Source organism: Micromonospora sp. NPDC005553, from assembly GCF_042871765.1.
In the GTDB taxonomy this organism is placed as follows: Bacteria; Actinomycetota; Actinomycetes; order Mycobacteriales; family Micromonosporaceae; genus Micromonospora.
Genome location: NZ_JBIAJD010000006.1, coordinates 25,245 through 51,908, shown reverse-complemented (window position 1 = coordinate 51,908; position 26,664 = coordinate 25,245). Strand labels below are relative to the sequence as shown.

The 26,664-nt window shown below is 72.1% G+C and carries 23 protein-coding genes, 1 tRNA gene and 1 pseudogene; 10 read left to right on the top strand and 15 right to left on the bottom strand.

The annotated features are described in order from the left end of the window. Window positions 1-33: 33 nt before the first annotated feature. From ACFYPG_RS24210 to mca, 5 genes are all read right to left on the bottom strand, one after another. The gene (locus ACFYPG_RS24210; RefSeq protein WP_387353972.1) at window positions 34-1,209 is read right to left on the bottom strand and encodes a 5-(carboxyamino)imidazole ribonucleotide synthase; all 1,176 of its coding nucleotides are present in this window, start codon (window positions 1,207-1,209) and stop codon (window positions 34-36) included. Between the two features lie 121 nt (window positions 1,210-1,330). Further along, a complete protein-coding gene (locus tag ACFYPG_RS24205; protein ID WP_387353971.1) occupies window positions 1,331-3,367 on the bottom strand; it encodes a thioredoxin domain-containing protein in 2,037 nt (678 codons plus the stop codon). A 52-nt stretch (window positions 3,368-3,419) separates the two neighbouring features. Then, window positions 3,420-5,951, bottom strand: a complete 2,532-nt coding sequence (locus ACFYPG_RS24200; protein ID WP_355005624.1) for a bifunctional diguanylate cyclase/phosphodiesterase — start codon at window positions 5,949-5,951, stop codon at window positions 3,420-3,422. Window positions 5,952-6,130: 179 nt separating this feature from the next. Further along, complete coding sequence (locus ACFYPG_RS24195) at window positions 6,131-6,424, bottom strand: hypothetical protein (protein WP_355005625.1); 294 nt, start codon at window positions 6,422-6,424, stop codon at window positions 6,131-6,133. Window positions 6,425-6,472: 48 nt separating this feature from the next. Further along, window positions 6,473-7,354 (bottom strand): mycothiol conjugate amidase Mca, encoded by an 882-nt coding sequence (gene mca, locus ACFYPG_RS24190; RefSeq protein WP_203126352.1) that lies wholly within the window; start codon window positions 7,352-7,354, stop codon window positions 6,473-6,475. Window positions 7,355-7,557: 203 nt separating this feature from the next. On the opposite strand from mca, the gene ACFYPG_RS24185 reads away from it, so the two are divergent. Next, window positions 7,558-7,998: a DUF4307 domain-containing protein gene (locus tag ACFYPG_RS24185; protein ID WP_387353970.1), complete on the top strand. Its 441-nt coding sequence runs from the start codon at window positions 7,558-7,560 to the stop codon at window positions 7,996-7,998. Between the two features lie 156 nt (window positions 7,999-8,154). Continuing rightward, window positions 8,155-8,652, top strand: a complete 498-nt coding sequence (gene greA, locus ACFYPG_RS24180) for a transcription elongation factor GreA (RefSeq protein ID WP_355005627.1) — start codon at window positions 8,155-8,157, stop codon at window positions 8,650-8,652. Window positions 8,653-8,749: 97 nt separating this feature from the next. On the opposite strand, the gene ilvA is transcribed toward greA, so the two are convergent. From ilvA to ACFYPG_RS24160, 4 genes are all read right to left on the bottom strand, one after another. Next, window positions 8,750-9,970 carry a threonine ammonia-lyase gene (gene ilvA, locus ACFYPG_RS24175; protein WP_387353969.1) on the bottom strand — a complete coding sequence of 407 codons (1,221 nt, stop codon included), beginning with the start codon at window positions 9,968-9,970 and terminating at the stop codon, window positions 8,750-8,752. 68 nt (window positions 9,971-10,038) lie between these two features. After that, entirely contained in the window at window positions 10,039-11,448 is a 1,410-nt protein-coding gene (locus ACFYPG_RS24170) for an amidase (protein WP_387353968.1), read from the bottom strand. A gap of 13 nt (window positions 11,449-11,461) precedes the next feature. Next, window positions 11,462-12,604, bottom strand: coding sequence for a cystathionine gamma-synthase (locus ACFYPG_RS24165; RefSeq protein ID WP_355005630.1), 1,143 nt, complete (start codon window positions 12,602-12,604; stop codon window positions 11,462-11,464). A 100-nt stretch (window positions 12,605-12,704) separates the two neighbouring features. Then, window positions 12,705-13,754, bottom strand: a complete 1,050-nt coding sequence (locus tag ACFYPG_RS24160; RefSeq protein ID WP_387353967.1) for a YncE family protein — start codon at window positions 13,752-13,754, stop codon at window positions 12,705-12,707. Window positions 13,755-13,896: 142 nt separating this feature from the next. Between ACFYPG_RS24160 and ACFYPG_RS24155 the strand changes: the two genes are divergently transcribed. From ACFYPG_RS24155 to ACFYPG_RS24140, 4 genes are all read left to right on the top strand, one after another. Further along, window positions 13,897-14,319, top strand: a complete 423-nt coding sequence (locus tag ACFYPG_RS24155; RefSeq protein ID WP_357196754.1) for an HIT family protein — start codon at window positions 13,897-13,899, stop codon at window positions 14,317-14,319. A 76-nt stretch (window positions 14,320-14,395) separates the two neighbouring features. Further along, window positions 14,396-15,058: a peptide-methionine (S)-S-oxide reductase MsrA gene (gene msrA / locus ACFYPG_RS24150; RefSeq protein WP_387353966.1), complete on the top strand. Its 663-nt coding sequence runs from the start codon at window positions 14,396-14,398 to the stop codon at window positions 15,056-15,058. Window positions 15,059-15,623: 565 nt separating this feature from the next. Beyond that, window positions 15,624-16,553 (top strand): ribonuclease Z, encoded by a 930-nt coding sequence (locus ACFYPG_RS24145; RefSeq protein WP_387353965.1) that lies wholly within the window; start codon window positions 15,624-15,626, stop codon window positions 16,551-16,553. Next, window positions 16,550-17,059 carry a GNAT family N-acetyltransferase gene (locus ACFYPG_RS24140; protein WP_357222529.1) on the top strand — a complete coding sequence of 170 codons (510 nt, stop codon included), beginning with the start codon at window positions 16,550-16,552 and terminating at the stop codon, window positions 17,057-17,059. The genes ACFYPG_RS24145 and ACFYPG_RS24140 overlap by 4 nt, the downstream gene beginning before the upstream one ends. 142 nt (window positions 17,060-17,201) lie before the next feature. On the opposite strand, the gene ACFYPG_RS24135 is transcribed toward ACFYPG_RS24140, so the two are convergent. Then, window positions 17,202-18,572 carry a cystathionine beta-synthase gene (locus ACFYPG_RS24135; RefSeq protein WP_387353964.1) on the bottom strand — a complete coding sequence of 457 codons (1,371 nt, stop codon included), beginning with the start codon at window positions 18,570-18,572 and terminating at the stop codon, window positions 17,202-17,204. Between the two features lie 73 nt (window positions 18,573-18,645). Further along, entirely contained in the window at window positions 18,646-19,002 is a 357-nt protein-coding gene (locus ACFYPG_RS24130; protein WP_112582466.1) for a YkvA family protein, read from the bottom strand. Between the two features lie 150 nt (window positions 19,003-19,152). Here ACFYPG_RS24130 and ACFYPG_RS24125 point away from each other — a divergent pair. The 3 genes and pseudogenes from ACFYPG_RS24125 to ACFYPG_RS24115 form a co-directional block, all read left to right on the top strand. Further along, window positions 19,153-20,213, top strand: a pseudogene (locus ACFYPG_RS24125) (SGNH/GDSL hydrolase family protein); the annotation flags it as partial. After that, the gene (locus ACFYPG_RS24120) at window positions 20,199-21,011 is read left to right on the top strand and encodes an SGNH/GDSL hydrolase family protein (protein ID WP_355005638.1); all 813 of its coding nucleotides are present in this window, start codon (window positions 20,199-20,201) and stop codon (window positions 21,009-21,011) included. The pseudogene ACFYPG_RS24125 and the gene ACFYPG_RS24120, both read left to right, overlap by 15 nt. A 77-nt stretch (window positions 21,012-21,088) precedes the next feature. Then, the gene (locus ACFYPG_RS24115; protein WP_355005639.1) at window positions 21,089-22,351 is read left to right on the top strand and encodes an acetyl-CoA C-acetyltransferase; all 1,263 of its coding nucleotides are present in this window, start codon (window positions 21,089-21,091) and stop codon (window positions 22,349-22,351) included. A 12-nt stretch (window positions 22,352-22,363) separates the two neighbouring features. Here ACFYPG_RS24115 and ACFYPG_RS24110 read toward each other — a convergent pair whose 3' ends face one another. The 4 genes from ACFYPG_RS24110 to ACFYPG_RS24095 all read right to left on the bottom strand — a co-directional run bounded on the left by ACFYPG_RS24110 (window position 22,364) and on the right by ACFYPG_RS24095 (window position 24,630). Next, window positions 22,364-22,684 (bottom strand): hypothetical protein, encoded by a 321-nt coding sequence (locus ACFYPG_RS24110; protein WP_355005640.1) that lies wholly within the window; start codon window positions 22,682-22,684, stop codon window positions 22,364-22,366. A 46-nt stretch (window positions 22,685-22,730) separates the two neighbouring features. Further along, window positions 22,731-23,489, bottom strand: a complete 759-nt coding sequence (locus ACFYPG_RS24105; RefSeq protein ID WP_355005641.1) for a Bax inhibitor-1/YccA family protein — start codon at window positions 23,487-23,489, stop codon at window positions 22,731-22,733. Between the two features lie 136 nt (window positions 23,490-23,625). After that, entirely contained in the window at window positions 23,626-24,441 is an 816-nt protein-coding gene (locus tag ACFYPG_RS24100) for a Bax inhibitor-1/YccA family protein (RefSeq protein ID WP_387353963.1), read from the bottom strand. Window positions 24,442-24,549: 108 nt separating this feature from the next. Further along, window positions 24,550-24,630: transfer RNA gene (locus ACFYPG_RS24095), tRNA-Leu, on the bottom strand. Window positions 24,631-24,731: 101 nt separating this feature from the next. Here ACFYPG_RS24095 and ACFYPG_RS24090 point away from each other — a divergent pair. Then, window positions 24,732-26,591, top strand: a complete 1,860-nt coding sequence (locus ACFYPG_RS24090; protein WP_387353962.1) for a hypothetical protein — start codon at window positions 24,732-24,734, stop codon at window positions 26,589-26,591. Window positions 26,592-26,664 lie beyond the last annotated feature (73 nt).

The window sequence follows — 26,664 nt, the reverse complement described above, 5'->3', positions numbered from 1 at the left end:
CACCCGAACCCGTGGTTCATTCGAAACCGTGGTTCACTCGTGGCCCTCGCGCAGCCAGCGCGCGGCGCGTGCGGCCCGCGCCCGCAGGTCGTCCAGGTCGTCACCGAGCACTGTGACGTGCCCGATCTTGCGGCCAGGTCGCACCTGCTTGCCGTACAGGTGCACCTTGGCGCCCGGCTCTGCGGCGAAGAGGTGGTGCAACCGCTCGTCGATCGACATTCCGCCCGGCTCACCGCCGAGCACGTTCGCCGACACCACCACCGGGGCGGTCAGCGCGGTGTCACCCATCGGGTAGTCCAGCACGGCCCGCAGGTGCTGCTCGAACTGCGAAGTCCGGGCACCCTCGATGGTCCAGTGGCCGGAGTTGTGGGGTCGCATCGCCAGCTCGTTGACCACGATCGCGGGCCGGCCGGCGTCGTCGCGCACCTCGAACAACTCCACGGCCAGCAGGCCGATCACACCGAGCGCGGTGGCCAGGTCGATGGCGAGTTGCTGAGCGGAGACCGCCAGTTCCTCGTCCAGGCCGGGGGCCGGGGCGAGGACCTCCACGTTGATGCCGTCGCGCTGCACGGTCTCGACCACGGGGTACGCGGCCACCTGACCGAACGGCGAACGGGCCACCTGCACGGCCAGTTCCCGCCGCAGCGGCACCCGCTCCTCGACGATCAGCCGGGTGCCGCCAGCGAGCAGCGTGGTCGCCAACTCGGTGGCCTGGGCGGCGTCGTCGACCATCCAGACGCCCCGGCCGTCGTACCCGCCCCGAGCCGCCTTGAGGACCACCGGCCAGCCGGCCTGCTCGCCGAAGTCGACGAGGTCGGCGGGCTCCGCGACCGGCCGCCAGGCCGGGTTGGGCGCACCCAGCTCGGTCAGGCGTTCCCGCATGACCTGCTTGTCCTGGGCATGCAGCAGGGCGTCGGCCGGCGGGTAGAGGGGCACGCCTTCCGCCGCCAGCGTGCGGATGTGCTCGGAAGGTACGTGCTCGTGGTCGAAGGTGACGACGTCGCAGCCCTTGGCGAAGGTGCGCAGCGCGGCCAGGTCGGTGTGGTCGCCGTACTGGACGTCGGCGGCGACCAGCGCCGCGCCGTCGTCAGGGGCTGTCGCGAGCACACGCAGTGACTGGCCGAGGGCGATCGCGGCCTGGTGGGTCATTCGGGCCAACTGGCCGCCACCCACCATGCCGACAACTGGCAGACCGGTACGGGAATCCATAGCGCGGCCAGCCTATCCGGGCCGCCGACGGGCCCACCGGGAGGGCCGGCGACCCGCCTCGGAAGCGCTGGCGGGACCACCCGGCGGGCGGAGCGGGCGACTACCGGGCGTGGCCGTGCGCTCAACCCAGCTCGGCTACCAGCTCTTCGACCGAGGTGACCGGCCGCTGGCAGACGAAACCCCGGCAGACGTACGCGGCGGACCGCCCCTCGACCAGCGGACGGTCGGCGAGCAGCGGCACACCCGGCTGGTCCGGACGCCCGGCGACGACCACCGCTCCGGGCGGCGCGTGCCGGCGGGCGGCGGCCACCAGGGGGTCGCCGGCCGGGTCGTCGGTGACCACGGCGATCTCGTACGGCCCGGAGAGCAACGCCTCGCCGACGGTTGCCGCGTACCCGGTGAACCGGGGGTGCTTACCGACGATCGGCGCGACAGTGCCGAGGGCCGCTTCGGCGGCCTCCCGGTAGCGCGTCTCCCCGGTCAGCGCCGAGTACGCCACCAGCCCGGCGATCAACGCCGACCGACCGGACGGGGTGGCGTTGTCGGTCGGGTCGGCCGGCCGGGCGACCAGCCGCTCGGCGTCGTCGGCGGTGTCGTAGAAGGCGCCACCTGGCGCGGCGAAGTGCGCCAGGGCGGTGTCCAGCAGCTCGCCGGCCAGGGTCAGCCAGCGGCCCTCACCGGTGAGTTGGTGCAGCGCGCAGAAGGCCTCGGCAACGCAGCCGTAGTCCTCCAGGACACCGGCCGGCTCGCCGACCTTGCCGTCCCGGGAGACCCGGCGCAGCCGGCCGTCCACCAGGTGCACGGTGGCCAGGTGCTCGGCGGCCTGGCGCATCGCCCCGTCGGCGACGATGGTGACGCCGTCCATCAGGTTGGCGTCCTCGTCCTTCGGGGACGCGTACACCGCGGCGACCTGCTGGAACTCGGCGATGGCGGTGATCGCCAGGCCGTTCCAGGCGGCCACCACCTTGTCGTCGAGGGCCGGCTGGGGGCGGGTGTCCCGGGCGGCGAGGAGTCGCCCGATCACCTGCTGCCAGCGGGCGCGCACCTCGGGAGCGGCGTCGTCCACGTCCCGAGCGAGCCGCAGCACGCTCATGCCCTTCTCGAAGGTGCCGTCGTCGGTGACGGTGAACAGGTCGGCGGCGAACCGGCCGTCCTCCTCGCCCAACGCCTCCACGAGCTGCGCGGGCGTCCAGGCGTAGGTGAGCCCCTCGACGCCGTCGGTGTCGGCATCCAGTGCGGACGCGAACCCCTGCCCGGGCCGGTGCAGCTCGTCGGCGAGGAACCGGGCGGTGTCACGGGCCACCCGGCGGGCCAGCGGGTCACCGGTGAGTCGCCACAGCTGGGTGTAGAGCCGCAGCAGCAGCGCGTTGTCGTAGAGCATCTTCTCGAAGTGCGGCACCGTCCAGTGCGCGTCCACCGAATACCTGGCGAAGCCGCCCGCGAGCTGGTCGTAGATGCCGCCCCGGGCCATCGCCTCGGCCGTGTGCCGGGTGATCTCCAGGCTGCCCGGGTCGCCGGTGCGCTGGTGGTGGCGCAGCAGGAAGAGCAGGTTCATGTGCGGCGGAAACTTCGGGGCGCCACCGAACCCGCCGTTCGTGGCGTCGTACTCGCTGGCCAGCTTCGCAGCCGCCGCGTCGAGCAGCGGGGCGTCCAGCGGCGCGGTGGGGCCGCCCACGGCCTGCGCGCCGCCGATCGCCTCGACCACGGCGGCGCCCTGGCCCAGCACCGCCTCGCGCTGCTCCCGCCAGGCGGTGGCGACCGACTGGAGCAACTGGACGAAGTTGGGTCGGGGAAAGTAGGTGCCGCAGAAGAACGGGGTGCCGTCCGGGGTGGCGAAGACGGTCATCGGCCAACCGCCCTGGCCGGTCATCGCCTGGGTGGCGGTCATGTAGACCGCGTCCACGTCCGGGCGTTCCTCACGATCCACCTTGATCGACACGAAGTTGTCGTTCATCAGGGCACCGACCTGCTCGTTCTCGAACGACTCGTGCGCCATGACGTGGCACCAGTGGCAGGCCGCGTAGCCCACCGAGATGAGCACCGGAACATCCCGCCGCTTCGCCTCGGCGAACGCCTCGTCCGACCAGGGCCACCAGTCGACCGGGTTGTCGGCGTGCTGGAGCAGGTACGGACTGGTGGCCTCGGCGAGTCGGTTCACCTGACGACCATAGCCAGCCCCGGCGCGGACCGCGCGGGCTCCACCCGGACGGTCAGGACGCGCCGTCGGCGCGGAGCCGGAACACGTTCGACTCCGCCGAGTCGCGCAGCGACCCCAGCACCGCGCCGATCTTGTCCGCCGGCATGGGCTTGAAGAAGTGGTAGCCCTGCGCGGAGGTGCAGCCCAACTCGGCCAGGGCCATTCGCTGCTCGGCGGTCTCCACCCCTTCGGCGACCACCCGCAACCCCAACTCGTGAGCGAGGCCGACGGTCGTCCGGACGATCGCCGCGGCCTCCGGCGAGTCGGCCATCCGGATGACGAAGGAACGGTCCACCTTCAACTCGTCCACAGCGATCCGGGTGAGGAAGGTCAGTGACGAGAAGCCGGTGCCGAAGTCGTCGACGGCGAGTTGCACGCCCATCGACCGGAGCGTCGCCAGCACCTCGTCGATGACCTCCAGCTCGCTCATCACCACCGTCTCGGTGATCTCCAGAACGAGCCGGTGCGGCGGCACCTGGTGGCGGCGCAACGCCTCGGCGATCTCTGCCGGCAACCGGGGGTCGAGCAGGCTGCGCGCCGAGAGGTTGACCGAGATCGGCACGTCCAGCCCGTCCCGGGCCCAACCGGCGGCCACGCTGAGCGCCTTGTTCAGCACGTAGCGGGTGAAGGCGCCGAGCTGCTCGCTGTTCTCCACCGGCCGGATGAAGTCGGCCGGGTTCAGCCACCCACGCCTGGGGTGCTGCCAACGGATCAGCGCCTCCACCCCGGTGGGCGCACCCGTGGCCAGGTCGACAGCCGGCTGCAACGCCAGCACCAGCTGATCGTCGACCGTCAACGCCTCACGCAGCTCGGCCAGCAGGGCGAGCTGGTCGGTGCTGGCCGCGTCGCGTGCGCCGTCGTACGCGGCGACGTTGCCCCCGCCCTCCTTGGCCTGGTACATCGCGATGTCGGCCCGGCGCAGCAGCTCGGTCAGGTCCGCGGTGCCCGCAGCGGCCACCACCACCCCGACCGAGACCTCGATGGACATCCGTACGCCGGCCACCTCGGTCGGTGCGGCCAGCCGTTCGGCGATCTCGCGGGCCTGACGCAACGCGTGGGCCATCGGGGCGGACCGGTCGCCGAGCACCGGCACCGCCGTGAGCAGCAGGGCGAACTCGTCGCCACCGAGTCGACCGAGCAGGTCACCGGCGCGGACCAGCGCGTTGAGCCGGTTCGCGGTCAGTCGCAGCAGCTGGTCACCCGCCGCGTGACCGAGGGTGTCGTTGACTTCCTTGAACTGGTTGATGTCCAGCAGCAACAGCGCCACCGGGTGGTCGTGGCCGAGCTGTCGCAGCGACTGGTCGCCCTTGCTCAGCATCGCCGCCCGGTTGGCGAGCCCGGTGAGCGGGTCGTGCACCGCCTCGTACGACGAACGGGCTGTCACCAGCCGCAGCTCGTGGTGGGTCGCGGCGTCGTGCAGGGCGGCGGCGAGGGCGTCGCCGAACGCGGCCACCGCGTCACGTTCCCGGGCCGTGGGTGGGGCCGAGCGGGGGAACCGCACCCGCAGCCGACCGACCGGCGTGGCGCCGACCGACAGCGCCCGGCTCAGCTCGTGCTCGTCCGGCTCCGACTGGTCCGGCGGGCTGGTCTCCCGGTCGACCAGTTGACCTCCGGCGTCGCCCCGGTAGCGGTGCCACCGGCCGTCGGCCCGGGCCACGTCGACGTCCACCAGCTCGGCGTTGAACAGGGTCAGCGCCCCGGTGACCGCCGCGCTGGCCACGCCCCGCTCGTCGAGCTGGTTGAGGGCCGCGGTGGCCTCGGCGAAGGCACGCCAGGTGCGCCGCTCTTGATCGGAGCGCAGCCGGTAACGGTAGGTCTGCTGCAACAGCCACAGCAGCGGCGGTAGCAACAGCAACCAGCGCGGGTCGAGTTCCAGAAGGGCGACCACCACGAGGCCGACCGCCACGTTGCCGACGAACATCAGCAGCTTGCCACGCAGTGCGGCGAGCAGCGGCGGCCCGATCGGCAGCCCGTGCCGCAGACCCAGCGTCACGCCGCCCAGCCAGGCGGTCACCAGGAGGTACGTCACCGAACCGGCGATCACGGCCAGCGCCAGGATCGGGGTGGGTGGCGAGAGCAGGGGTCGCCCGAGCGCGGTGGTCACGGAGACGGCCAGTGCGGACGCGGCGGCCAGCGAAGCGGCGATCCGGACGATCTCCAGGGCCGGACGGCGGTCGCTGTGCAGTGACAGCAGCGTCCAGGCCAGCCCGGTGCCGAGCAGCGTGGCGGACGGGAGCCAGCCGGCGGGAGTCAGGTAGAGGCAGACGATCAGGGCCGCCTCGCCCCAGGTGATGCTGACCATGCCGGCGGCCGAGCGGAATCGCAGCCGGGCGAGCTGGGCGAGGGCCAGGACGGCGACGGCGATGCCGAAACGGGCCGGACCGCCGAGGGGGTCGTCGGCCGGCAGCCGGACCGGGAGGGTCAGCCCGACCGCGGCGGCGGCCAGGGCGGTCAGCGTGACGGCGGCGGTGAGCACGAGCACCCGGCCCGGTGTGCCACGCACCCCGAGCCGATCGAACGGGTCGTCGGCCGGACCGGAGGTCATCGACCTCCCCCGTCAGCCGACCGACCGACGTCGCGGTGGGCGGCCGGTGCTGTGCTGGTCATCGGCGCCCCCTCCCGCACACGGCTCGGAGACTTTTGGTCCCCCCGGCGGAAGGCTAAGCCAAACCGGGTGGTCGCAACAGGGGGCGACCACCCGGTTCGGCGTGATTCACGCGCGGACTACCCGTTCAGGTGCTGCTGGTGCCCGTTGGGAGCGGGCGTGGATGAATCACGCCCCCCGGTCCCGTCTGTCGGATCGACGACTGCCGCATCGGCCCTGGTCGGGTCGGTCGGCCCGGACTGTGTGGGGAAACGCTCCGGCAGACGGCGCAGCCGAGCGTTCATGTTGCGGATCAGCAGAATGGTCGCGGTGGCCAGCAGCAGGATGAGGAACAGGCCCATCGGCCCGGCCAGACCACCCGTGCGGGTGTCCCCGAAGTTGTTCTCCGCGAGCACCTGGGCAGCGGTCAGCATGGCGTTCCTCCGATGTGCGGTTGGTAATCAGGGTAGCCCCGTCGGGAATCAGCGCGCGTGCGCCGTCTCCCGCACCCCGGCGAAGAGATCGGACTCTGGCAGCGGGCTGTCGACCATCGAGCGCGCCAGCTCGTAATCCTCGGTCGGCCAGGCGCGCCGCTGGAGCTCCATCGGCACGTGGAACCAGAAGCCGTCCGGGTCGACCTGGGTGGCGTGGGCGCGCAGCGCGTCATCGCGGACCGGGAAGTATTCGGCGCACTCGACCCGGGTGGTGATCCGCGGGCCTTTGTCGGGGCGGTCCTCCCACCGCTTGAGCCACTCCTCGTAGGGCGACTCCAGACCGGCGGCCAGCATGCCCTCGTGCAAGGCCATGATCTTGCCCTTGGAGAAGCCGATGTCGTAGTAGAGCTTCAGCGGCTGCCAGGGCGCGCCCAGCTCCGGGTAGCGCTCCGGGTCACCGGCGGCCTCGAACGCGGCCACGCTCACCTTGTGGCACATGATGTGGTCCGGGTGCGGGTAGCCACCCTCCTCGTCGTACGTGGTCACCACGTGCGGACGGAACTCGCGCATCAATCGCACCAGCGGGCCCGCTGCGACCTCGACGTCCTGGAGGGCGAAACAGCCCTCGGGCAGCGGCGGCAGCGGATCGCCCTCAGGCAGACCCGAGTCGACGAAGCCCAGCCAGGCCTGGTCGACGCCGAGGATCGCCCGTGCGGCGTCCATCTCGGCACGCCGGATCTCGCCGATGTTCGCCCACACGTCGGGTCGGTCGAGCTTGGGGTTGAGCACGCTCCCGCGCTCGCCACCGGTGCACGTCACGACCAGGACGTCCACCCCCTGAGCGACATATTTCGCCGTCGTCGCCGCGCCCTTGCTCGACTCGTCGTCCGGGTGCGCGTGCACGGCCATGAGACGCAGTTGCTCTGCCAACTTCGGCGCTCCTCGTCTGTGCCGGACGGTGGACCCGACCGGGCTCGACCGGCTGACCTGCCGGGATCTTTCCTCACCGCGCCCTGTCACCGGCCACCAGCGCCGGGCATGACCTGCCATTCCTGCCGCTGGACCGGGTGGGAGGATGGGGCTCTGTCATTCTTGCCGATGCCGCCGACAACAACGCCAGGAGATACCCGCCGGTGACCGAGACGCACGCCACAATTTCACCAGGCGCGCCGGTATTCCCGGCCGGACGCTACGGCCGCCGTCGGGCACCGGGCGGAAAGCGCCGCCGTACGCTGATGGCCGCGCTGGCGCTGTTGGCGCTCGTCGCGACGCTGACCGTGATCTCGGTACGGCTCTACCGCCAGTACGGCGACCCGGTCTACGACGCCCAGGTGATCACCTACACCGACATCACGGACAAGCAGGTGCTTGTCGACTTTCGGGTGACGGTCCCGTCCGGTGGGTCAGCGGTCTGCGTGCTGCGCGCGCGGGACCGTGCCGGCGCCGAGGTCGGCCGCGAACAGGTCACCGTGACCGCCGATCCCGGGGATCGGCACGTCACGACCCGGCACCGCCTGACGACCACCGCGCGGCCGTTCATCGGTGAGGTCCTGCGCTGTCGAGCACCCTTCTGACCTGCCCAAACAGCACCAGAAGCGGGGCTGACGGGGTGTTCACCCCAGGTGTGTGATCCGGACACCGGCGGTGATGGCCGACACGCTGTGTCGTACCGCACTGGTAACTTGGTAGTTCACCTGTCAGCCAGCCACGCACAACTGAGGAGAACGCCTGTGTCCACTGGCAACGAGGCGCCCGCCACCTGGCTGTCCCAGGACGCGCACGACCGCCTCCAGGCCGAGCTCGACGAGCACATCGCCAACCGCCCGGCGATCGCAGCCGAGATCAACGCTCGGCGCGAGGAGGGCGACCTGAAGGAGAACGGCGGCTACCACGCCGCCCGCGAGGAGCAGGGCAAGGCCGAGGGCCGCATCCGCTACCTCCAGGAGCTGCTGCGCACCGCGAAGGTCGGCGCGGCACCGACGGCGGACGCGGTGTCGCCCGGCATGGTGGTGACGATCTACTTCGACGACGACACGAACGACACCGAGACCTTCCTGCTCGGTTCCCGGGAGATCGCCGCCACCACCGACCTGACCGTCTACAGCCCCGAGTCCGCGCTGGGCAAGGCGATCCTGGGCGGCCGCGCCGGCCAGACCTGCACCTACACGGCCCCCAGCGGGGCCGACATCAAGGTGACGGTGGTCAGCTTCGAGCCGTTCTCCGGCTGACCGTCGCCGATCGCGTCACCCGCTTCCGACCGGGTCGACCGACGCCGGCACCCCGCTGCCGACACACTGCGCATCCGAGGCGTGGCACCCACAGGTGTCACGCCTCGGCCGCGAAGACCACCTGGTAGCCGCTGGCCCGCAGGGCGCTGATCAGGGTGTCCGAATGCTCGACACCACGGGTCTCCACCGACAGCGCCACCTCCACCTCGCCGAGGCTGAGGTGCGGGTTGGCCCGCTGGTGTTCCACGTCCACCACGTTGGCCCGGTGCTCGGCGATCTGGCTGAGCAGCGACGCGAGCTGCCCCGGCCGATCCGAACAGCGCACGGTCACCCGCAGGTAGCGGCCCGCCGCGGCCAACCCGTGCTCGATCACCCGCATCATCAGCAGCGGGTCGATGTTGCCGCCGGAGAGCACCGCGACCACCGGCGTCTCCACCTCGACAACACCGGCCAGCAGCGCGGCCACACCGACCGCACCGGCCGGCTCGACAACCTGCTTGCCCCGCTCCAGCAGCACCAGCAGGGCCCGGGAGATGTCCTCCTCGGAGACCGTGACGATCTCGTCGACCAGCTTGCGCACGTGGTTGAAGGTGATCTCGCCCGGCCGGCCGACCGCGATGCCGTCGGCGATGGTGGAGAAGATGGGCAGCCGGACCGGTTCCCCGGCCACCAGTGAGGGCGGGAACGCCGCCGCTCCGGCCGCCTGCACGCCGATGATCCGGACGTCCGGACGCAACGCCTTGACGGCCACCGCCATGCCCGAGATCAGACCGCCGCCACCCACCCCGGTGATGATCGTCTTCACGTCCGGGCACTGTTCGAGGATCTCCAGCGCCACAGTGCCCTGCCCGGCGATCACATCAGGGTGGTCGAACGGGTGGATCAGCACCGCGCCGGTGCGCTCGGCGTACGTGTGCGCCGCGACCAGCGACTCGTCGACCGTGTTCCCGGCCAACTCGACCTGCGCGCCGTACCCCTTCGTGGCGGCCACCTTCGGCAGCGGCGCGTTGACCGGCATGAAGACGGTGGCGTGCGTGCCGACCAGGCCGGCGGCGAGAGCCACGCCCTGCGCGTGGTTGCCCGCGCTCGCCGCGACCACCCCGCGCTCCCGCTCCGCGGCCGACAACCGGGAGATCCGCACGTACGCGCCCCGCACCTTGTACGAGCCGGCGCGCTGCACGTTCTCGCACTTGAGCCACGTTGGCCCGCCCAGCGCCGCGCTGAGCGGCCGGGAGGGCTCGAGTGGGGTGGTGCGGGTGACGCCAACGAGCAACTCCCGTGCGGCCCGCACGTCGTCGAGACCGACCAGTTCCGTCATGCCCCGATCGTGCCATTCGCCCCCGGGGCACCCTGCGGCGACACCGGCGCGAGGCGTGCGGGAGACGATCACGCCGTGGCCGTCGACCCCGTCTCGACGCGGGGATAACCGGGGGCGTGGCGCGTCCACGGGGCGGCCATCTCGAACTGCCCGGCCACACCGAGCAGCAGCAGCTCCGAGCCGGGCGGACCGACCAGCTGCACGGCGACCGGCAGACCGTCGGGGCGGCGGCCGACCGGCACGACGACCGCCGGCAGGCCGGCGATGTTCCAGGGTGCGGCGTACGGGGCGTACCGGATGTTGGCTGTCATGTTCGCCCGCCAGGACCGCTCCGACCAGCGGGCCGCCTCCGGTGGCGCGCTGGCCAGCGCCGGGGTGAGGAGCAGGTCGACCGAGTGGTCGGTGAAGTAGTCGATGGACCGTTGCCGCCAGGCGGCCCGGTCCGCCTCCCGCACGTAGCCGCGACGCTGCGCCCACTCGCCGAGTGCGACGTGTCGCCGGGTACGCCGTTGCAGCCCACGCCGGTCCAGACCGGAGGCCCGGACGTCGGTCGCGGCAGCGGCGAACCAGGTGGCGATGCCCTGCAGGCCGAGCGCGGTGGGGTAGACCGGATCGGCGGGCACGGTGTCGTGCCCGGCGGCGGCGAGGAGCCGACCGGCGGCGGCGACCGCGTCCCGGTTGGGCGCGTCCGGTGCGATACCACGCACCGGGGAGCGCAGCGAGACACCCACCCGCAGCCGCTGCGGGGGGACCAGCTTCTCGGGACGCCGGCCGGCGAGCACCGAGAAGCCGACCGCCGCGTCGGCGACCGTGCTGGTCAACATGCCGTGCTCGGTGAGGCCGAACCAGTCGTCCGCCCCGAGCTGGCAGGGGACCACGCCCCGACCCGGCTTGAGCCCGACGAGTCCGCAGCAGGCCGCCGGAATCCGGATCGAGCCGAGACCGTCGTTCGCGTGCGCCATCGGCACCAGCCCGGCCGCGACCGCTGCGGCGGCACCACCGGAGGATCCACCGGGGGTACGCGTGCTGTCCCACGGGTTACGGGTCACCGCGCTGTCGTCGTCGGTGAGCGCCCACAGCCCCAGCTCCGGCATTCGGGTCACGCCGAGGATCACCGCGCCGGCGCCGCGCAGCCGACGCACCACCTCGTGGTCGGCCTCCGACACGTCGGTGCGGGCGGCGGCCGACCCGTTCCAGGTGGGCAGGCCGGCGACCGCTGTGTTCTCCTTGACCGCCACCGGAACCCCGGCCAGCGGCAGGTTGGCCAGGTCCTCCTGCTCGTCGACCTTCTCCGCCTCGGTGATCGCCTCACCGCCGCGAACGGCGCGGAACGCGGCCAGCTCACGGTCGGCTCGGGAGATGTACTCAAGGTGGTCGGCGACGACCTGGGTCGCCGAGACGTCACCTCGACGTACGCCCCGGGCGATCTGCTTGGCGGTCGCTCCGACCCAGGTCGCCATGATGTCCTGCACGGCCATCCCTCCCCAGCGGTCAGCCCAGCGCCTGCTCCAGATCGGCGAGTAGGTCGTCGACCGTCTCGATGCCGACAGACAGTCGCACGAGATCGCCGGGAACTTCAAGCGGCGAGCCGGCAGCACTTGCGTGTGTCATCCGACCCGGGTGCTCGATCAGGGATTCCACACCACCCAGCGACTCGGCGAGCACGAAGAGCTTGGCCCGGTTGCAGATCTCGACGGCGTGGTCCTCACCACCGGCGGCGCGGAACGAGATCATGCCGCCGAACCGGCGCATCTGCTTGGCGGCCACCTCGTGACCGGGGTGCGAGGGCAGCCCCGGATAGAGCACCTGGGCGACCTTGGCGTGACCGTCGAGGTACGCGGCGAGCCGCTCGGCGTTGTCGCAGTGCCGATCCATGCGTACCCCGAGGGTCTTGATGCCGCGCAGGGTGAGCCAGGCGTCGAACGGCCCGTTGATCGCGCCCATCGCGTTCTGGTGGTAGCGCAACTCCTCGCCGAGCCCGGCGTCGGCGACGACGAGGGCGCCACCGACCACGTCGGAGTGCCCGCCGACGTACTTGGTGGTCGAGTGCACCACCACGTCCGCGCCGAAGGCGATCGGCTGCTGGAGGTACGGCGAGGCGAAGGTGTTGTCCACCACCAGCAGGGCGCCCGCGTCATGTGCCACGGCGGCCAGGGCGGCGATGTCGGCGATGCCGAGCAGCGGATTGGTCGGCGTCTCCACCCAGACGATCTTCGTACGGCCGGGCTGCACCGCCGCCCGGACCGCGTCCGGGTCGGAGACCTTGGCCGGGCTGAACTCCAGGCCCCAGCGCTGCGCGACCCGGGCGAAGAGCCGGTACGTGCCGCCGTACGCGTCGTCCGGGATCACCACGTGGTCACCGGGCTGGCACACGGCCCGCAGCAGGGTGTCCTCCGCGGCCAGGCCGCTGGCGAAGGCGAGCCCGACCGGCCCGCCCTCCAGCGCCGCCAGGCACTCCTGGAGCGCGTCACGGGTCGGGTTGCCGGAGCGGCTGTACTCGTAGCCGAGGCGAGGTGCGCCGACGGCGTCCTGGGCGTACGTGCTGGTCTGGTAGATCGGTGGTATCACCGCGCCGGTGCGGGCCTCGGGGTCCTGACCGGCGTGGATGGCGAGCGTCTCGAAGCCGTGACTCATTCTGGTGAGGCTAGTGCCCCGTCGGAGAGGGCTGGAACGGAACCCGCGCTCCCGGCCGGAGCCGGGCCGGGTGGCCCGGCCCCGCGCCAGGGCGATCCCGTCAGCCGGCCGGGACCGGCAGCACGTGCAGCATCGCCGGACGGGCTCCGGTCCAGTCCCAGCTGACCGCGTAGACCCGGGCGCCGTTCGGCGACCAGGCCAGTCCTCCGGCGGGGAGCTCGTCACCCAGCTCGTAGCGGGCCAGTTCGGTGCCGTCCAGCGCGAATACGAAGACGTCCGGGGCGTAGTAGGCGTGGGCGCCGGCGGCGATCATGGTGCCGGTACGCGACAGCTCAACGGCGCGCGGGTACGGGCCGGTGGCGTACGTCGCGCTGGGCGTGGCGATCTCGGCGAACGGGAACGCCTGCACCAGGGGCGGTGAACCGGCGGCCGTGTAGAGGGTGGTGCCGGTCGGGTCGAGGGCGACGTCACGGAGGTTGCTGCCGACCGCGCTGAAGGCGTTGGTCCTGGGTGCGCTCAGTACGCCCCCGGCACCGATGTCGTACGCATACACCGACGCGGGGCTCAACCCCGGCTGCCCGACCAGCAGCACGGAGCGGTTCTGGCTGGCAGCAGCGAGCAGCGGAGCGCCGTAGAAGTACTGGCCGACGGCCACCCCGGTGGCCACCCGGGCCGGCTGGCGTCCCAGGTCGATCTGGCCGATGTTGCCGTCCCCCTGGCCACAGCCGTAGCCGAACCACAGGTACCGCCCGGTCAGCGCCAGCGACGACGGGCACTCGCCCGCGCCGGTGTCGTACCGGGCCGACTCGACCAGCGAGCCGGTGTCGAAGGCGGCGATGGCGTTGGCGGTGGGCAGCGCCACGTAGAGAGTCCGCCGGTCGGCGCTGAGCAGCAGGTCGGTGGGGCCGGGCAGGCCCGACAGCGTGCCGATCACAGTGCCGGTCGCGCTGGTCACCACGACATCGGTGGCGGAGCTGCCACCGCTGACGAAGACCCGGTCACCGGCTGACACCACGTCGGCCACCGTGTTCAGCGGCAGTGGGGTGGCGGTCTGCGCGGCGGCCGCCTGGGCGTGACCCGGGGCCGCGCCGGTGAGCAGCCCGGCGGTCAGCGCCGCCAGCGCCACTGTGAGACCTCTTCTGATCTGCAAGCTTCGTCCTCTCAGAGCATCGACGCGGACGCCGACGGCCGGGATCGCCCCGCGCTCATTTATTCACGTAGATGACTACCACAGCCGGTTCAGGCGTGGGGGGGCACCGTGACCCGCGAGGCAGCCGGCATAGCCTGGCCCGATGAGCGGTTGCGTGTTCTGCGGGATCGTGACGGGCGAGGTGCCGGCGTTCCGGGTGGCCGACACCCCGGACGGGGTGGCGTTCCTGGACACCCGGCCGGTGTTCAAGGGGCATGTCCTGGTGGTGCCCCGGCCGCACCTGGTGACCCTGGCGGAGTTGCCGGCCGACCTGCTGCCCGCCTACTTCGCCATGGTTCAGCGGCTGGCGGTGGCGGTGGAGACCGCCCTCGGCGCGGGTGGGACGTTCGTGGCGATGAACAACAAGGTGTCCCAATCGGTGCCCCACCTGCACACCCACGTGGTCCCGCGCACCAAGGGCGACGGGTTGCGGGGCTTCTTCTGGCCGCGTACCAGGTACGACGACGACACCGAGGCCCAGACGTACGCGGACCGGATCGCGGCAGCGCTCCCCGGCGGGGCCTGACTGACGGTCACGCGGGTAAGGAAGCTGGACCCTCCGGTGTTACACGCTGGGAGAGGTACGAGAGGAGATCCCCACCGTGTTTTTGCGCCGTATGAACGCCGATATGGTCTCGCCCGACCAGGCCCTGCCGGGCCGTCCGATCGCCATGCCGGTCGCCGACCGCCACGAGGTGCTGGGCACCCCGTTGCAGGGCCCGTTCCCTGAGGGCCTCCAGGTCGCGGTCTTCGGCATGGGCTGTTTCTGGGGTGCCGAACGGCTGTTCTGGACGCTGCCCGGCGTCTACACCACCTCCGCCGGCTACGCGGGTGGCATCACCAAGAACCCGACGTACGAGGAGACGTGTTCCGGCCGGACCGGGCACGCCGAGGTCGTCCAGGTGGTGTACGACCCCAGCAAAATCAACTACGAGGATCTGCTGAAGGTCTTCTGGGAGAACCACGACCCGACCCAGGGCATGCGCCAGGGCAACGACGTGGGCACCCAGTACCGTTCGGCGATCTACACGACCACCGACGAGCAGCGGACCATCGCGGAGTCGTCCCGCGACGCGTTCCAGCCGATCGTGACGCGGGCCGGCAAGGGTGCGATCACCACTGAGATCGCCCCGCTCGGCAGCTACTACTACGCCGAGGACTACCACCAGCAGTACCTGGCGCCGACCAAGAACCCGAACGGGTACTGCAACCACGGCCCGAACGGGCTGAGCTGCCCGGTCGGCGTGGCCCGTGTCGGCAGCTGACCACGACGCACCACCCTGCCGGGGCGCGGCGCTCGCCGCGCCCCGACGGCTGTGCGGCTCCAACCCGTTGCGACCCGTGCGGCGTGGACGTGTTCCTGGAGCCCATCGCCCGCCACCTCGATGAAGAGGAGTCGCAGCGGGTCGGGCCGGCAGCCGATTCACTGCGGCGAAGACGAGGGCGATGGGGTACGCCGACCCGACCTTCGCCACCTGAGCCACCGCCGTTCGGCCACCCCCGGAGGTGCTCGGGCATTCCCGTTCGGCCCTGTGATCGAAATCCGTTGCCGAGCCCGACGAGAACTCGATAACGTGGCCGTACACGTGAAGGGAGGTGGTCCAGACTTGTATAGCAATCGGACTCGTGAGGTGGCTGTCAGCTAGCCGCTGTCCTCGACAGTGATCGGTCTGCCGCGAGGCGGGCAAAAGCACCATCGTCGAGACCGTGTGGCAGCGGTGCGGCGAATCCACGACAGCCACCCGACCCCCGGGGTGCCGGCCAAGTCCAGCCGGCCCGCGCACATGCGCGGAGCGCCCCGGGGGTCGCTCCATATCCGCAGGAGTGGCGATGTCCATGCGCGAGCTGGTGGTGCTGGGGACGGCCAGCCAGGCGCCGACCCGTCAGCGCAACCACAACGGGTACGTGTTGCGGTGGGACGACGAGGTGATCCTCTTCGACCCGGGTGAGGGCAGCCAGCGCCAGCTCCTGCACACCACCGTCACGGCCACCGACCTGACCCGGATCTGCGTCACCCACTTCCACGGCGACCACTGCCTGGGCCTGCCCGGCACCATCCAGCGGCTCTCCCTGGACCGGGTGGCCCACCCGGTCGCCGTGCACTTTCCCGCCGGCGGCGCCGAATACTTCGCCCGACTGCGGTATGCCACCTCGTTCTACGAGACCGCCGAGCTGCGGGTCGAGCCCATCGAGGCGGACGGGCAGCGGATCGACCTGCGCTGCGGCACGCTGGAGGCACGCCGGCTCCGGCACCCCATCGAGACGTACGGTTACCGGCTGGTGGAGCCGGACGGGCACCGGATGCTGCCGGAGAAGCTGGCCGCGTACGGCATCGCCGGGCCGGCCGTCGGCGAGCTGATCCGCGTCGGGCACCTGGACCTCGACGGACGCCGCGTCACCCGGGCCGACGTGGGCGTGCCCCGGCCGGGGCAGCGGTTCGCGTTCGTGATGGACACCGGCCTCTGCGACGGGGTGTACGCCCTCGCCGAGCACGCCGACCTGCTGGTCATCGAGTCGACGTTCCTGGAGTCGGAGGCCGCGCTCGCCGCCGAGGTCGGTCACCTGACCGCGGCGCAGGCCGCCCGGGTGGCGACCGAGTCCGGGGTACGCCGGCTCGTGCTCACCCATTTCTCCCAGCGCTACCCCGACCCGCGCCGGTTCCACGACGAGGCGCGCGCGCACTTCGACGGCGAACTGATCATCGCCGAGGATCTGACCACGGTGCAGGTTCCGCCCCGCCGGGTAGCCTCGGCCGGGTGACCGTCACGCTCCGCCCCGCGACCGAAGGCGACCTGATGGCGGTGGGTGCCCTGCACCAGCGCTCCCGGGTCGCCGCGTACTCCGCCTTCGTGCCGGCCGAGGCACTGGCCGACCCGACACCGGAGGCGATGGGGCGGTACTGGGTCGAGCGGTGGATCTGGGAGCGGGACACCCACCGGATGACAGTGGCCGAGCGGGCCGGGGCGCTGGTCGGGTTCAGCCACCTGGGCCCGGACGACGAGGACGACCCCGCGACGGGGCTGCTCAACGCGATCCACCTCGACCCCGCCGAGCAGGGCCGCGGCGTCGGCCGCACCCTGATGGTGGACGCCCTGGACGCCATGCGGGCGCAGGGCTGGCGTCGTGCCGTGCTCTGGGTGCTGCGGGACAACGCCCACGCCCGTTCCTTCTACGAACGCGGCGGCTGGACCCCCACCGGCGCGGAGCGTGCGGAACACATCGGCAACGCCCTAACGCCCCAGATCCGCTACACCCGCCCCCTCTAACCCACCCCACCCCCTTCGGCGTCGATCATGGAGTTGTGGTGGCCGCTTTGGGCACGGAAGCCCTGTTTGTGTACCACCACAAGTCCATGATCGACGCGAGCGTGGAGGGGTTGCGGGTCATGGGGCCCGGGGGGCCCGGGGATTAGTGGGCTCCCAGGTGGGACAGGAGGTCTTGGCGGGTCAGGACGCCCTTGGGCTTGCCGTCGACCAGGACCAGCGCGGCGTCGGACTTCTCCAACATGCCCACCGCCTCGCTCACCGGCTGACCACCGCCGATCATCGGCAGTGGGTCGCCCATGTGCCGCTCGATCGTGTCGTGCAGGTGGGCCTGGCCGGTGAACAGCGCGTCGAGCAGGTCCCGCTCGGCGATCGAGCCGGCGACCTCACCGGTCACCACGGGCGGCTCGGCCTTGAGCACCGGCAGCTGCGAGACGCCGTACTCGCGCATGTAGTCGATCGCGTCGCGGACGGTCTCGGTCGGGTGCACGTGCACCAGCTCGGGCAGCCCGCCCGGCTTGCTGGCCAGCGCGGCGGCCACCGTCGGCTCTGCGCCCGAGTTGTCGAGGAAGCCGTACCGGGCCATCCACGAGTCGTTGAAGATCTTGGAGAGGTAGCCGCGACCGCCGTCGGGCAGCAGCACCACCACCACGTCGTCCGGGCCGGCCCGGCGGGCGACCTCCAGGGCGGCGACCACCGCCATGCCGCAGGAGCCGCCGACCAGCAGCCCCTCCTCGCGGGCCAGTCGCCGGGTCATCTCGAAGGACGCCTTGTCGGAGACCTCCACGATCTCGTCGGCGACACCCCGGTCGTAGGTCTCCGGCCAGAAGTCCTCGCCGACGCCCTCCACCAGGTACGGACGGCCGGTGCCGCCGGAGTAGACCGAGCCCTCCGGGTCGGCCCCGATGACGCGCACCCGACCCTCGGACGCCTCCTTGAGGTACCTGCCGATGCCGGAGATGGTGCCGCCGGTGCCGACGCCGGTCACGAAGTGGGTGAGTTCGCCGTCGGTCTGCTTCCACAGCTCCGGGCCGGTCGTCTCGTAGTGCGAGCGCGGGTTGGCCGGGTTGCTGTACTGGTTGGGCTTCCAGGCGCCGGGGATCTCCCGGGTCAGCCGGTCCGAGACGTTGTAGTACGAGCGCGGGTCCTCCGGCGCGACGGCGGTCGGGCAGACCACCACCTCGGCGCCGTATGCCCGGAGCACGTCCTGCTTGTCCTGGCTGACCTTGTCGGGGCAGACGAAGACGCACTTGTAGCCCTTGAGCTGGGCCACCAGGGCCAACCCGACACCGGTGTTGCCGCTGGTCGGCTCGACGATGGTGCCACCGGGCTTGAGCAGGCCGGCGGCCTCGGCGTCCTCCACCATCCGCAGCGCGATCCGGTCCTTCACCGAGCCGCCCGGGTTGACGTACTCCACCTTGGCCAGCACTGTGGCCTGGATGCCCTCGGTGACGTTACGCAGACGCACCAGCGGGGTGTTTCCGATCATGTCGACGACGTTGTCGTAGTACTGCACGGTGTGCCCTTCGTTGCGGCGCCGGCGGTGGGCGACCGGGAAGACGATTGCTCACCGCCCAGCGTACGTGTCGTCAGGGCACCAACCCCCCGGGGATGACCGAGCTGCGGCGGGCCTCCCACTCGAGGAACCGGTCGGTCTCGGCGAGCACGCTGCCAGCCAACCAGGTGACCATCACCGCGTCGTCGGCCAGCCCGAAGATCGCCAGCGGGATCTCCGGGAGCAGGTCGATCGGCGAGACGATGTACGCCGTCGCCGCGGTCATCAGGGCCAGCCGAAGGCCGCCGTCGTACTCCCCCTTGGTGGTGGCCCTGATCATCCGGGGCAGCGCTGCCAACCGCGTGCCGATCGACGGCCCGTTGCGCGCCCCGGCCGCCAGGGCCCGCGCCAGGGCCGTGAACGCCGCGCTGCGCTTCAGTGTCTTACCCATCGTCGCGCTCCTCTCCGCCGGATCAGCGTGGCGGGTCGGCGCAAGTCGGCCGGCCTCTGGAACCCAGATACCCCGTCGCGTCGGTTTCCAGGCACCCGGGTGCCGTCACGACGACAGCGGTGTGTCGGGCCAGCGCGATAATGTCGAGATATGGGGGTGGCAGGTTTCGTCGTACCCGATGAGCGCTGGCGGCAGGCCAGGCGCGTCGCCCTGCTGGCGGCCATCGGGACGGGCGCCACCGCGGCGGCCGTGGTGGCGACCGGCGGGGTGCTGGTCGGCCAGGCCCGCCAGGCGCGACGGACCATCCCGATGGCCGAGGCGCCGCCGCCCCGCTGCGACGGGATGTACGGCGCGAAGTTCCCCGGCCCGGCGCTCACCATGGTCGTGCTCGGTGACTCGTCGGCGGCCGGCTACGGGGTGCACCGCCGTCGCGAGACACCCGGGGCGCTGCTCGCCACCGGCCTGTCCCGTCGGCTGCACCGGCCGGTGCAGCTGCACCGCTTCGCGGTGGTCGGCGCCATCTCGGCGGCGCTGCGCCACCAGGTGGAGGCGGCGCTGGAGTGCCGACCCGACATCGCGGTGATCCTCATCGGCGGCAACGACATCACCAACCGCACCCCGCGCGGCCTGGCGGTGCGCTACCTGGTCGAGGCGGTGCACACCCTGCGTGACGCGGGGTGCGAGGTGGTCGTCGGCACCTGCCCCGACCTGGGCGCGATCCGCCCGATCCAGCCGCCTCTGCGCTGGCTGGCTCACCGCTGGAGCCGCCAGCTCGCGGCCGCCCAGACGGTGGCCGTGGTCGAGGCGGGCGGGCGGACGGTCTCCCTCGGTGATCTGCTCGGCCCCCGGTTCGCGGCCGAGCCGACCCGGATGTTCGCCTGGGACCGGTTCCATCCTTCCGCCGAGGGGTACGCGATGGCCGCCGCCGCGCTCCTGCCGACGATGCTCTCCGCCCTCGGCGCGACCCCGGAACGACGGGCCACACCGATGCTCGGGGACGGCGTACGGTCCCTGCCGAGGGCCGCGCAGGAGGCGGCCCGACACGCCGGCACGGAGGTCAGCGGCGTCCAGGTGCGAGGCCGCGATCGGGGGCCGGCCGGCCGGTGGGCGCAGCTGCGCCGACGGGCGTTCTTCGGTGTCGGCGCGGTGCCGCAGCACGGGTCCGCCTCGGACACCTCGACAGTGGAGGGACTGGCATGAACGAGCGCAGCGCGCGGAGCGTGACCTCCGGCGTCGCCGGCCGACTGGGCCGGGCGGCGGCGATCTCGCTGTTCGCCGGCACTGTCGGGGGCGCCGCCGTCCTCGCAGGTGAGGCGTTCATCGCCCGGCACCGACGCTACGCCGAACCGGAGCTCGGCCTTGCCCTGCGCGCCACGATCGGCCGGGCGGGCGCTGCCCCGCTGCGGCTGGTGTTGCTGGGCGACTCGTCGGCACTGGGCGTGGGTGTCGACCGTCTGGAGGACACCATCGGCGGGCAGTTGGCCAACCTGCTCGCCGAGGGCCCGGCCGGCCGCCGGGTGCACCTGTCCAGCGTCGGCGTCTCCGGGTCCCGCTCGACGGACCTCGCCACCCAGGTGGCCCGGGCCCTGCTCGGCGAGCGGCCCGACGTGGCGTTGATCCTGATCGGCGCGAACGACGCCACCGGGCTACGCCGGCCCTCCGACGCGGCGGCCTATCTCGGCGCCGCGGTGCACCGCCTGCGCGAGGCGCGCGTCGAGGTGGTGGTGGGCACCTGCCCCGACCTCGGGGCCGTGCGTGCCATCGCGCCTCCGCTGCGCCAGGTGGTCGGCTGGTCCGGGCGTCGGGTGGCCCGCGCGCAGACCACTGCCGTGCTGGAGGCGGGCGGCTCGGTGGTCGACCTGGCCACCGAGACCGGGCCGGTGTTCCGGGCCGACGCCGGGACGCTCTGCCAGGACGGCTTCCACCCCTCCGCCGACGGCTACCGGGTGTGGGCGCACGCGCTGCTGCCCGCCATCGTCGCCGCGGCGGCGGCCACGACCCGGCGCTAGATCGCCCCGGCCAGGGTGACATTTCCCGCCGCGTCCGCTTCTTCCGCGCCATGTTACCGGCGGGTTAACGTTGGTCCATGCCGATTGAGTCGTCCCGCGACGCCGTCATCGTCGCCACCGCCCGCTCCCCCATTGGGCGGGCGCACAAGGGTTCCCTGCGCGACGTCCGCTCCGACGACCTCGCCGCGACCATCGTCCAGGCCGCGCTGGACAAGATCCCCGCGCTCGATCCGACCACGATCGACGACCTCTACCTCGGGTGCGGCCTGCCCGGCGGCGAGCAGGGCTTCAACATGGCCCGGGTGGTGTCCACCCTCCTCGGTCTGGACACTGTCCCCGGCGCCACGCTGACCCGCTACTGCGCCTCCTCGTTGCAGACCACCCGGATGGCGATGCACGCCATCCGGGCCGGCGAGGGCGACGTGTTCGTCTCCGCCGGGGTGGAGATCGTTTCCCGCTACGCCCGGGGCAGCTCCGACGGGCTGCCGCCCGAGGCGCAGGCAGTGGTCGGCGGCCGCTGGGAGAACCCCCGCTTCGGGACGGCGGCTGAGCGCTCGAAGCGCCGCGCGCAGGGCGACGCCGAGGTGTGGACCGACCCGCGTGAGGCCGGCGAGCTGCCCGACATCTACCTGTCCATGGGGCAGACCGCGGAGAACCTGGCCCAGGTGTACGACGTCACCCGCGCCGACATGGACGAGTTCGGCGTACGCAGCCAGAACCTCGCCGAGAAGGCCATCACCGACGGTTTCTGGGCCCGGGAGATCACCCCGGTCACCACGCCGGACGGCACAGTGGTGAGCACCGACGACGGGCCCCGGGCCGGCGTCACCCTCGACGCGGTCGGCGGCCTGAAGCCGGTGTTCCGCCCGGACGGGCGGATCACCGCCGGCAACTGCTGCCCGCTCAACGACGGCGCCGCCGCAGTGGTGGTGATGAGCGCCCAGCGGGCCGAGGAACTCGGGCTCACCCCGCTGGCCCGGATCGTCTCGACCGGCGTGACAGCCCTGTCGCCGGAGATCATGGGTCTCGGGCCGGTCGAGGCGTCCCGGCAGGCGCTGCGCCGAGCCGGCATGACCATCGACGACGTCGACCTCGTCGAGATCAACGAGGCGTTCGCCGCGCAGGTCATCCCCTCCTACCGCGAGCTGGGCATCCCGGAGGAGAAGCTGAACGTGATGGGCGGGGCCATCGCGGTCGGCCACCCGTTCGGCATGACCGGCGCCCGCATCACCGGCACCCTGCTCAACGCACTGGAGTGGCACGACAAGACCATCGGTCTGGAGACCATGTGCGTGGGCGGTGGCCAGGGCATGGCCATGGTGCTGGAACGGCTCAGCTGAGCCGAGCTGCCCTCAGAGCGCGCTGCGGGTCGCCGTCACCTCGGCGGCGGCCCGCGCCAGCGCCTCGGGCCCCGGGTGGGCGGCCAGCAGGTCCGCCGTGACCACCCGCAACTGATCGGGCAGGGCCAGGTCGTTGTCGAGCCGGGGCACCACTCGACGGGGCTCCCCCTCGGCGTCGGCGGCCAGGTTGGCGACCTCCTGCACCAGACGGTGCACCAGGTCGGCGCGGGACACGTTGCCGGCGGTCGCGACGGCCGCCCACCGGGGCTGCTGCCAGTGCGCGATCTGACGGACCAGCAACTGCACGGCCTTGTCCAACTCCGCTGCGCTCATCACCGCCGAGTCTACGGCCGCACCGGCCGCGTCCGGGTCGGGCCGGTCAGCGGCGCAGATAACTGAGCAGCCGCAGCAACTGCCAGTACAGGAAGACCAACCCGGTGAGCAGGCCGAACGCGCTCAGCCACGCGTACCGACGGGCTCGGCCGTCCCGCACCGAACGCTCGACGAGGTCGAAGTCGAGAATGAAGCTGAACGCCCCGGCGATGATGGCCACCACCGAGAAGGCGTACGGCAGCCAGCCGACCTGCCCGCTGACGCTGTAGACCGCCAGGCCCGACCGCCCGGTGATCAGGTACGACACCAGGTTGACCACGCTGAGCACGGCGATGCCGAGCAGAGTGCCGATCACCAGGCGGGCCAGGCGGGGCGTCGCCCGGATCACCCGGGCCCGGTAGAGCGCCGCCATGCCGAGGAAGACACCGAAGGTACCCGCCACCGCCTGGACCACGATGCCCGGATAGACCTGCTCGAAGGTGCGGCTCGCCACCCCCAGCAGCAGCCCCTGGAGGATGGCGTAGCCGACGATCGGCACCGGGTTGGTGATCCTCCGCAACGAGATGACCAGGACCAGCGCGATCGAGGCGAGCGCGCTGCCGGCCAGCGCTGCGCCCAGCCACACCGCGTCGGGGATCACCGCCCAGGACACCGCCGCGGCCGCGCCGGTCACCAGCAGCAACCCGACGGTACGAACCACCACGTCGTCGACGGTCATCGGCTCGACGTCACGGGCGCCGAGCACCCGGGCCTCCACCCGGCCGGTTTCGTCCAGCCGGTTGAGCACCGGGTTGTTGCTGCGCACCGCCGCCTCCTTAGCCCGCGTACCCCCCGAAGTCACTCTGCCCCGGGCGGACCGGCGGCGGCGGGCAAACGGCGCGGACGACGGCGCCCGCCCTCACCGGAGTGGGGACGGGCGCCGGTCGGCAGTGCGGACGAGGTCAGTCGTCGCCCTGGAAGTAGCTCAGCAGGCGCAGGATCTCGATGTAGAGCCAGACCAGGCTGACCAGGATGCCGAACGCGGCCACCCAGGAGTAGCGCTGGGGCAAGCCCATCCGGACGCCGTCCTCGATCTCCTTGAAGCTGAGCACGAAGCTCAGCGAGGCGACCACGATGCAGACCAGGCTGAAGCCGATGGCGAGCGGGCTGCCGTCGCGCAGACCGGTGTTGACGCCGAACAGCGCCAGCACCAGGTTGATCATCATGACCGCGAAGAGGCCGACCATCACGGCGATCATGCCCTTGACGAAGGCCGGGGTGGCCCGGATGACCTTCGCCTTGTAGAGCATCGCCATCAGGAAGAAGATGCCGAAGCTGGCTGCGGCGGCCTGGAGCACGATGCCGGAGTAGGCCGTCTCGAACGCCTTGCTGACCATGCCGACGAAGACACCCTCGACGACCGCGTACGCGATCACGAGCGCCGGGTTGGCCATCCGGGAGAACGAAATGATCAAGCCGAGCACCAGGCCGACGACCGCCGCGCCGATCCAGGCGGTACCGACCAGCGCGTCGGGAACGAGCACCCAGGCGGCCGCGGCGGTGATGCCGAGAATGCCGAGCAGAGCGACCGTCTTGACGACCACGTCGTCGACGGTCATCGGCGCCACAGTGGGTGGCGCGGCCGGGTAGTCGGCCTGGGACGGGTACTGCTGGGGAATGCCGGGCTGTCCGTACGGCCCGGCCGGGGCGTACCCGGCGGAGCGCTCCCGCTCGGCCGCTTGGCCGAGCCGGGCGAGCACCGGGTTCGAGGTCTTCACTGTCTGGCCTCCCTCAGGGGGTCGTTTGCACGTGAACGTGCCCTCCAAGAGTAAACGGCAGAGCCAAGTCCTGGAGATCACGAATGAGAATGCGTCCGAGCCGACCGGTGCCCGGGGCGGGGGTCGAACCCGCATGCCTTTCGGCAGCCGCTTTTAAGGCGGCCGTGTCTGCCTTTCCACCACCCGGGCGAGTGGCACCGGCGCGCCGACACGCCTGATGCAGTGTCACCGTAGCCGGTCTACGGCGACCCGGCGTACCCCGCCGGCCTGGCCACATTAGGGTCGATGCCGTGAGCAGCGCAGCCCCCACGGCCCCCGACGCCGCCCCTGAGCAGGCATTCCGCCTCGCCGATCGGGCCAACCGCCGACCCCGGGCCACCAGGCCGCTGGCCGCCGTCCGCCGCCACCGAGCGGATCTGCTGGCCGCTCTGCTCTTCGCGGCGCTGGCCGGCTGGCTCACCCACGGGCTGTGGCCCGACCCGGGCGGGCGCATCCTGGCGCTCAACCCGGCGGACCAGACCCTCTACGAGTGGTTCCTGGCGGTGGATGCCCGCGCGCTGCTCGGCGACTTCGACCTGCTCACCGACCGGCTCAACGCTCCCGACGGTGTGAACCTGATGGCCAACACCACAGTGATCGCCCTCGGCGTCCTCTTCGCGCCGGTCACCCTGCTGCTGGGCGCGCCGGTCACCTTCGCGCTGATCGCCGCCGGCAACCTCGCCGGCACCGCACTCGCCTGGTACCTGCTGTTCCACCGGACGCTGCGCGTCCGCCGGCTGGCCGCCGCACTCGGCGGCGGGCTGTGCGGATTCGGACCCGGCATGGTGTCGCAGACCAACAGCCACCTGCACATGACCGCCCAGTGGCTGGTGCCGGTGATCGTCTGGCTGGTGGTCCGGCTGCTGCGGGCGGCCGACCCGGGGCCCGGCACCCCCGAAGAAGCCGGCCGTACCCGGGCCACCGGGCCGGACCGTCGGCGACTGTTCACCTCTGCCGCGGGGCTGGCCGGCGCGGTCAGCGCGCAGGTCTTCATCGGCGAGGAGGTGCTCTTCCTCGCCGCGATCACGCTGCTGGCGATGACGATCAGCTACGCCGTGGCGGACCGGGACCTGGCCCGCCGAGCTCTTCCCGGGTTCGCCGGCGGGTTGGCGATCGCCGCCGGGCTCGCCCTGCTGGTGCTCGGCTATCCGCTGTGGTTCCAGTTCGCCGGGCCGCAGGGAGTCGCCGACGGGATGTTCACCCCTGCCTACTTCTCCGCCGACCTGAGCAGCTGGTGGGCGCTCTCCCCACTGTCGGTGGCCGGCACCGACGAATCCGCCCGGCTGACGACCGGGCCCGCCGAGTACAACACGTTCCTCGGCTGGCCACTGCTGCTGGTCGCCGCGGTCTGCGCGATCTGGGCCGGGCGGCGCCGGCTGGTCTTCGCCTGCGTCGTGGCGGGCCTGGTGATGGGCGCGCTCTCGCTCGGCCCGGAGGTGGTGCTCGGCGGCACCAGGACGGCGGTCCCCGGCCCGTACGCCCTGGTCGGAGGGCTGCCGGTGGTGGACGGGGCGTTGCCGATGCGGTTCGCGCTGGCGTTGCTGCCGATCGTCGCCACGCTGCTGGTGCTCGCGGTCGACCGGGCCCTGCGCAGCTCCGGCCGGGCGCGGCGGCTGGTGCCGCTGGCCGTCGGCGCGGCGCTGCTGCCGATCTTCCCGACCCCCCTGCCGACCGCAGGGCGACCCGCCGTGCCGGAATTCATCACCGGCGGCCACTGGCGGCAGTGCGTACCGCCGGGCGGGGTGCTGGTCCCGGTGCCACTGCCCACTCCGAAGGAGCCCTGGCCGATGCGCTGGGCGACCGCCGCCGACGCGGGTTTCGGGCTGCCGGAAGGCTTCTTCATCGGCCCGTACGGGAGGGGTGGCACCGCGGCGATGGGCACCTTCAAGCAGCCCACCTCCGCGCTACTGGCGGATGTCGCCCGCCGCGGCGACCAACCGGCCATCGGCGACGAGCAGCGCCGCCAGGCCGTGCGCGACGCGGACTTCTGGGGCGCCTCCTGTGTGGCGCTCACCGACGACGCCCCCCACGCGGACGCTCTGCGAGCAACCCTGGAGCAGCTCTACGGCCCGCCCACCCGCATCGCCGACGCCTGGACGTGGCGGGTCTAGACCAGCCAAAACCCCGCCGAGTTTGCACTTTCTGTCCGGACAGGACGCACCAGAAGGCGCATCACGGCATCCG

What these genes read in the sequence shown, in the direction of transcription:
- ACFYPG_RS24170 (WP_387353968.1), bottom strand. Translation starts at nt 11,448, where the DNA reads ATGGCCGTGCAGGACATCATGGCGACCTGGGTCGGAGCGACCGCCAAG.
- ilvA (WP_387353969.1), bottom strand. Translation starts at nt 9,970, where the DNA reads ATGACGGAACTGGTCGGTCTCGACGACGTGCGGGCCGCACGGGAGTTG.
- ACFYPG_RS24210 (WP_387353972.1), bottom strand. Translation starts at nt 1,209, where the DNA reads ATGGATTCCCGTACCGGTCTGCCAGTTGTCGGCATGGTGGGTGGCGGC.
- ACFYPG_RS24200 (WP_355005624.1), bottom strand. Translation starts at nt 5,951, where the DNA reads ATGACCTCCGGTCCGGCCGACGACCCGTTCGATCGGCTCGGGGTGCGT.
- ACFYPG_RS24145 (WP_387353965.1), top strand. Translation starts at nt 15,624, where the DNA reads ATGTCCATGCGCGAGCTGGTGGTGCTGGGGACGGCCAGCCAGGCGCCG.
- ACFYPG_RS24155 (WP_357196754.1), top strand. Translation starts at nt 13,897, where the DNA reads ATGAGCGGTTGCGTGTTCTGCGGGATCGTGACGGGCGAGGTGCCGGCG.
- ACFYPG_RS24110 (WP_355005640.1), bottom strand. Translation starts at nt 22,684, where the DNA reads ATGAGCGCAGCGGAGTTGGACAAGGCCGTGCAGTTGCTGGTCCGTCAG.
- ACFYPG_RS24130 (WP_112582466.1), bottom strand. Translation starts at nt 19,002, where the DNA reads ATGGGTAAGACACTGAAGCGCAGCGCGGCGTTCACGGCCCTGGCGCGG.
- ACFYPG_RS24120 (WP_355005638.1), top strand. Translation starts at nt 20,199, where the DNA reads ATGAACGAGCGCAGCGCGCGGAGCGTGACCTCCGGCGTCGCCGGCCGA.
- ACFYPG_RS24115 (WP_355005639.1), top strand. Translation starts at nt 21,089, where the DNA reads ATGCCGATTGAGTCGTCCCGCGACGCCGTCATCGTCGCCACCGCCCGC.
- ACFYPG_RS24165 (WP_355005630.1), bottom strand. Translation starts at nt 12,604, where the DNA reads ATGAGTCACGGCTTCGAGACGCTCGCCATCCACGCCGGTCAGGACCCC.
- ACFYPG_RS24195 (WP_355005625.1), bottom strand. Translation starts at nt 6,424, where the DNA reads ATGCTGACCGCTGCCCAGGTGCTCGCGGAGAACAACTTCGGGGACACC.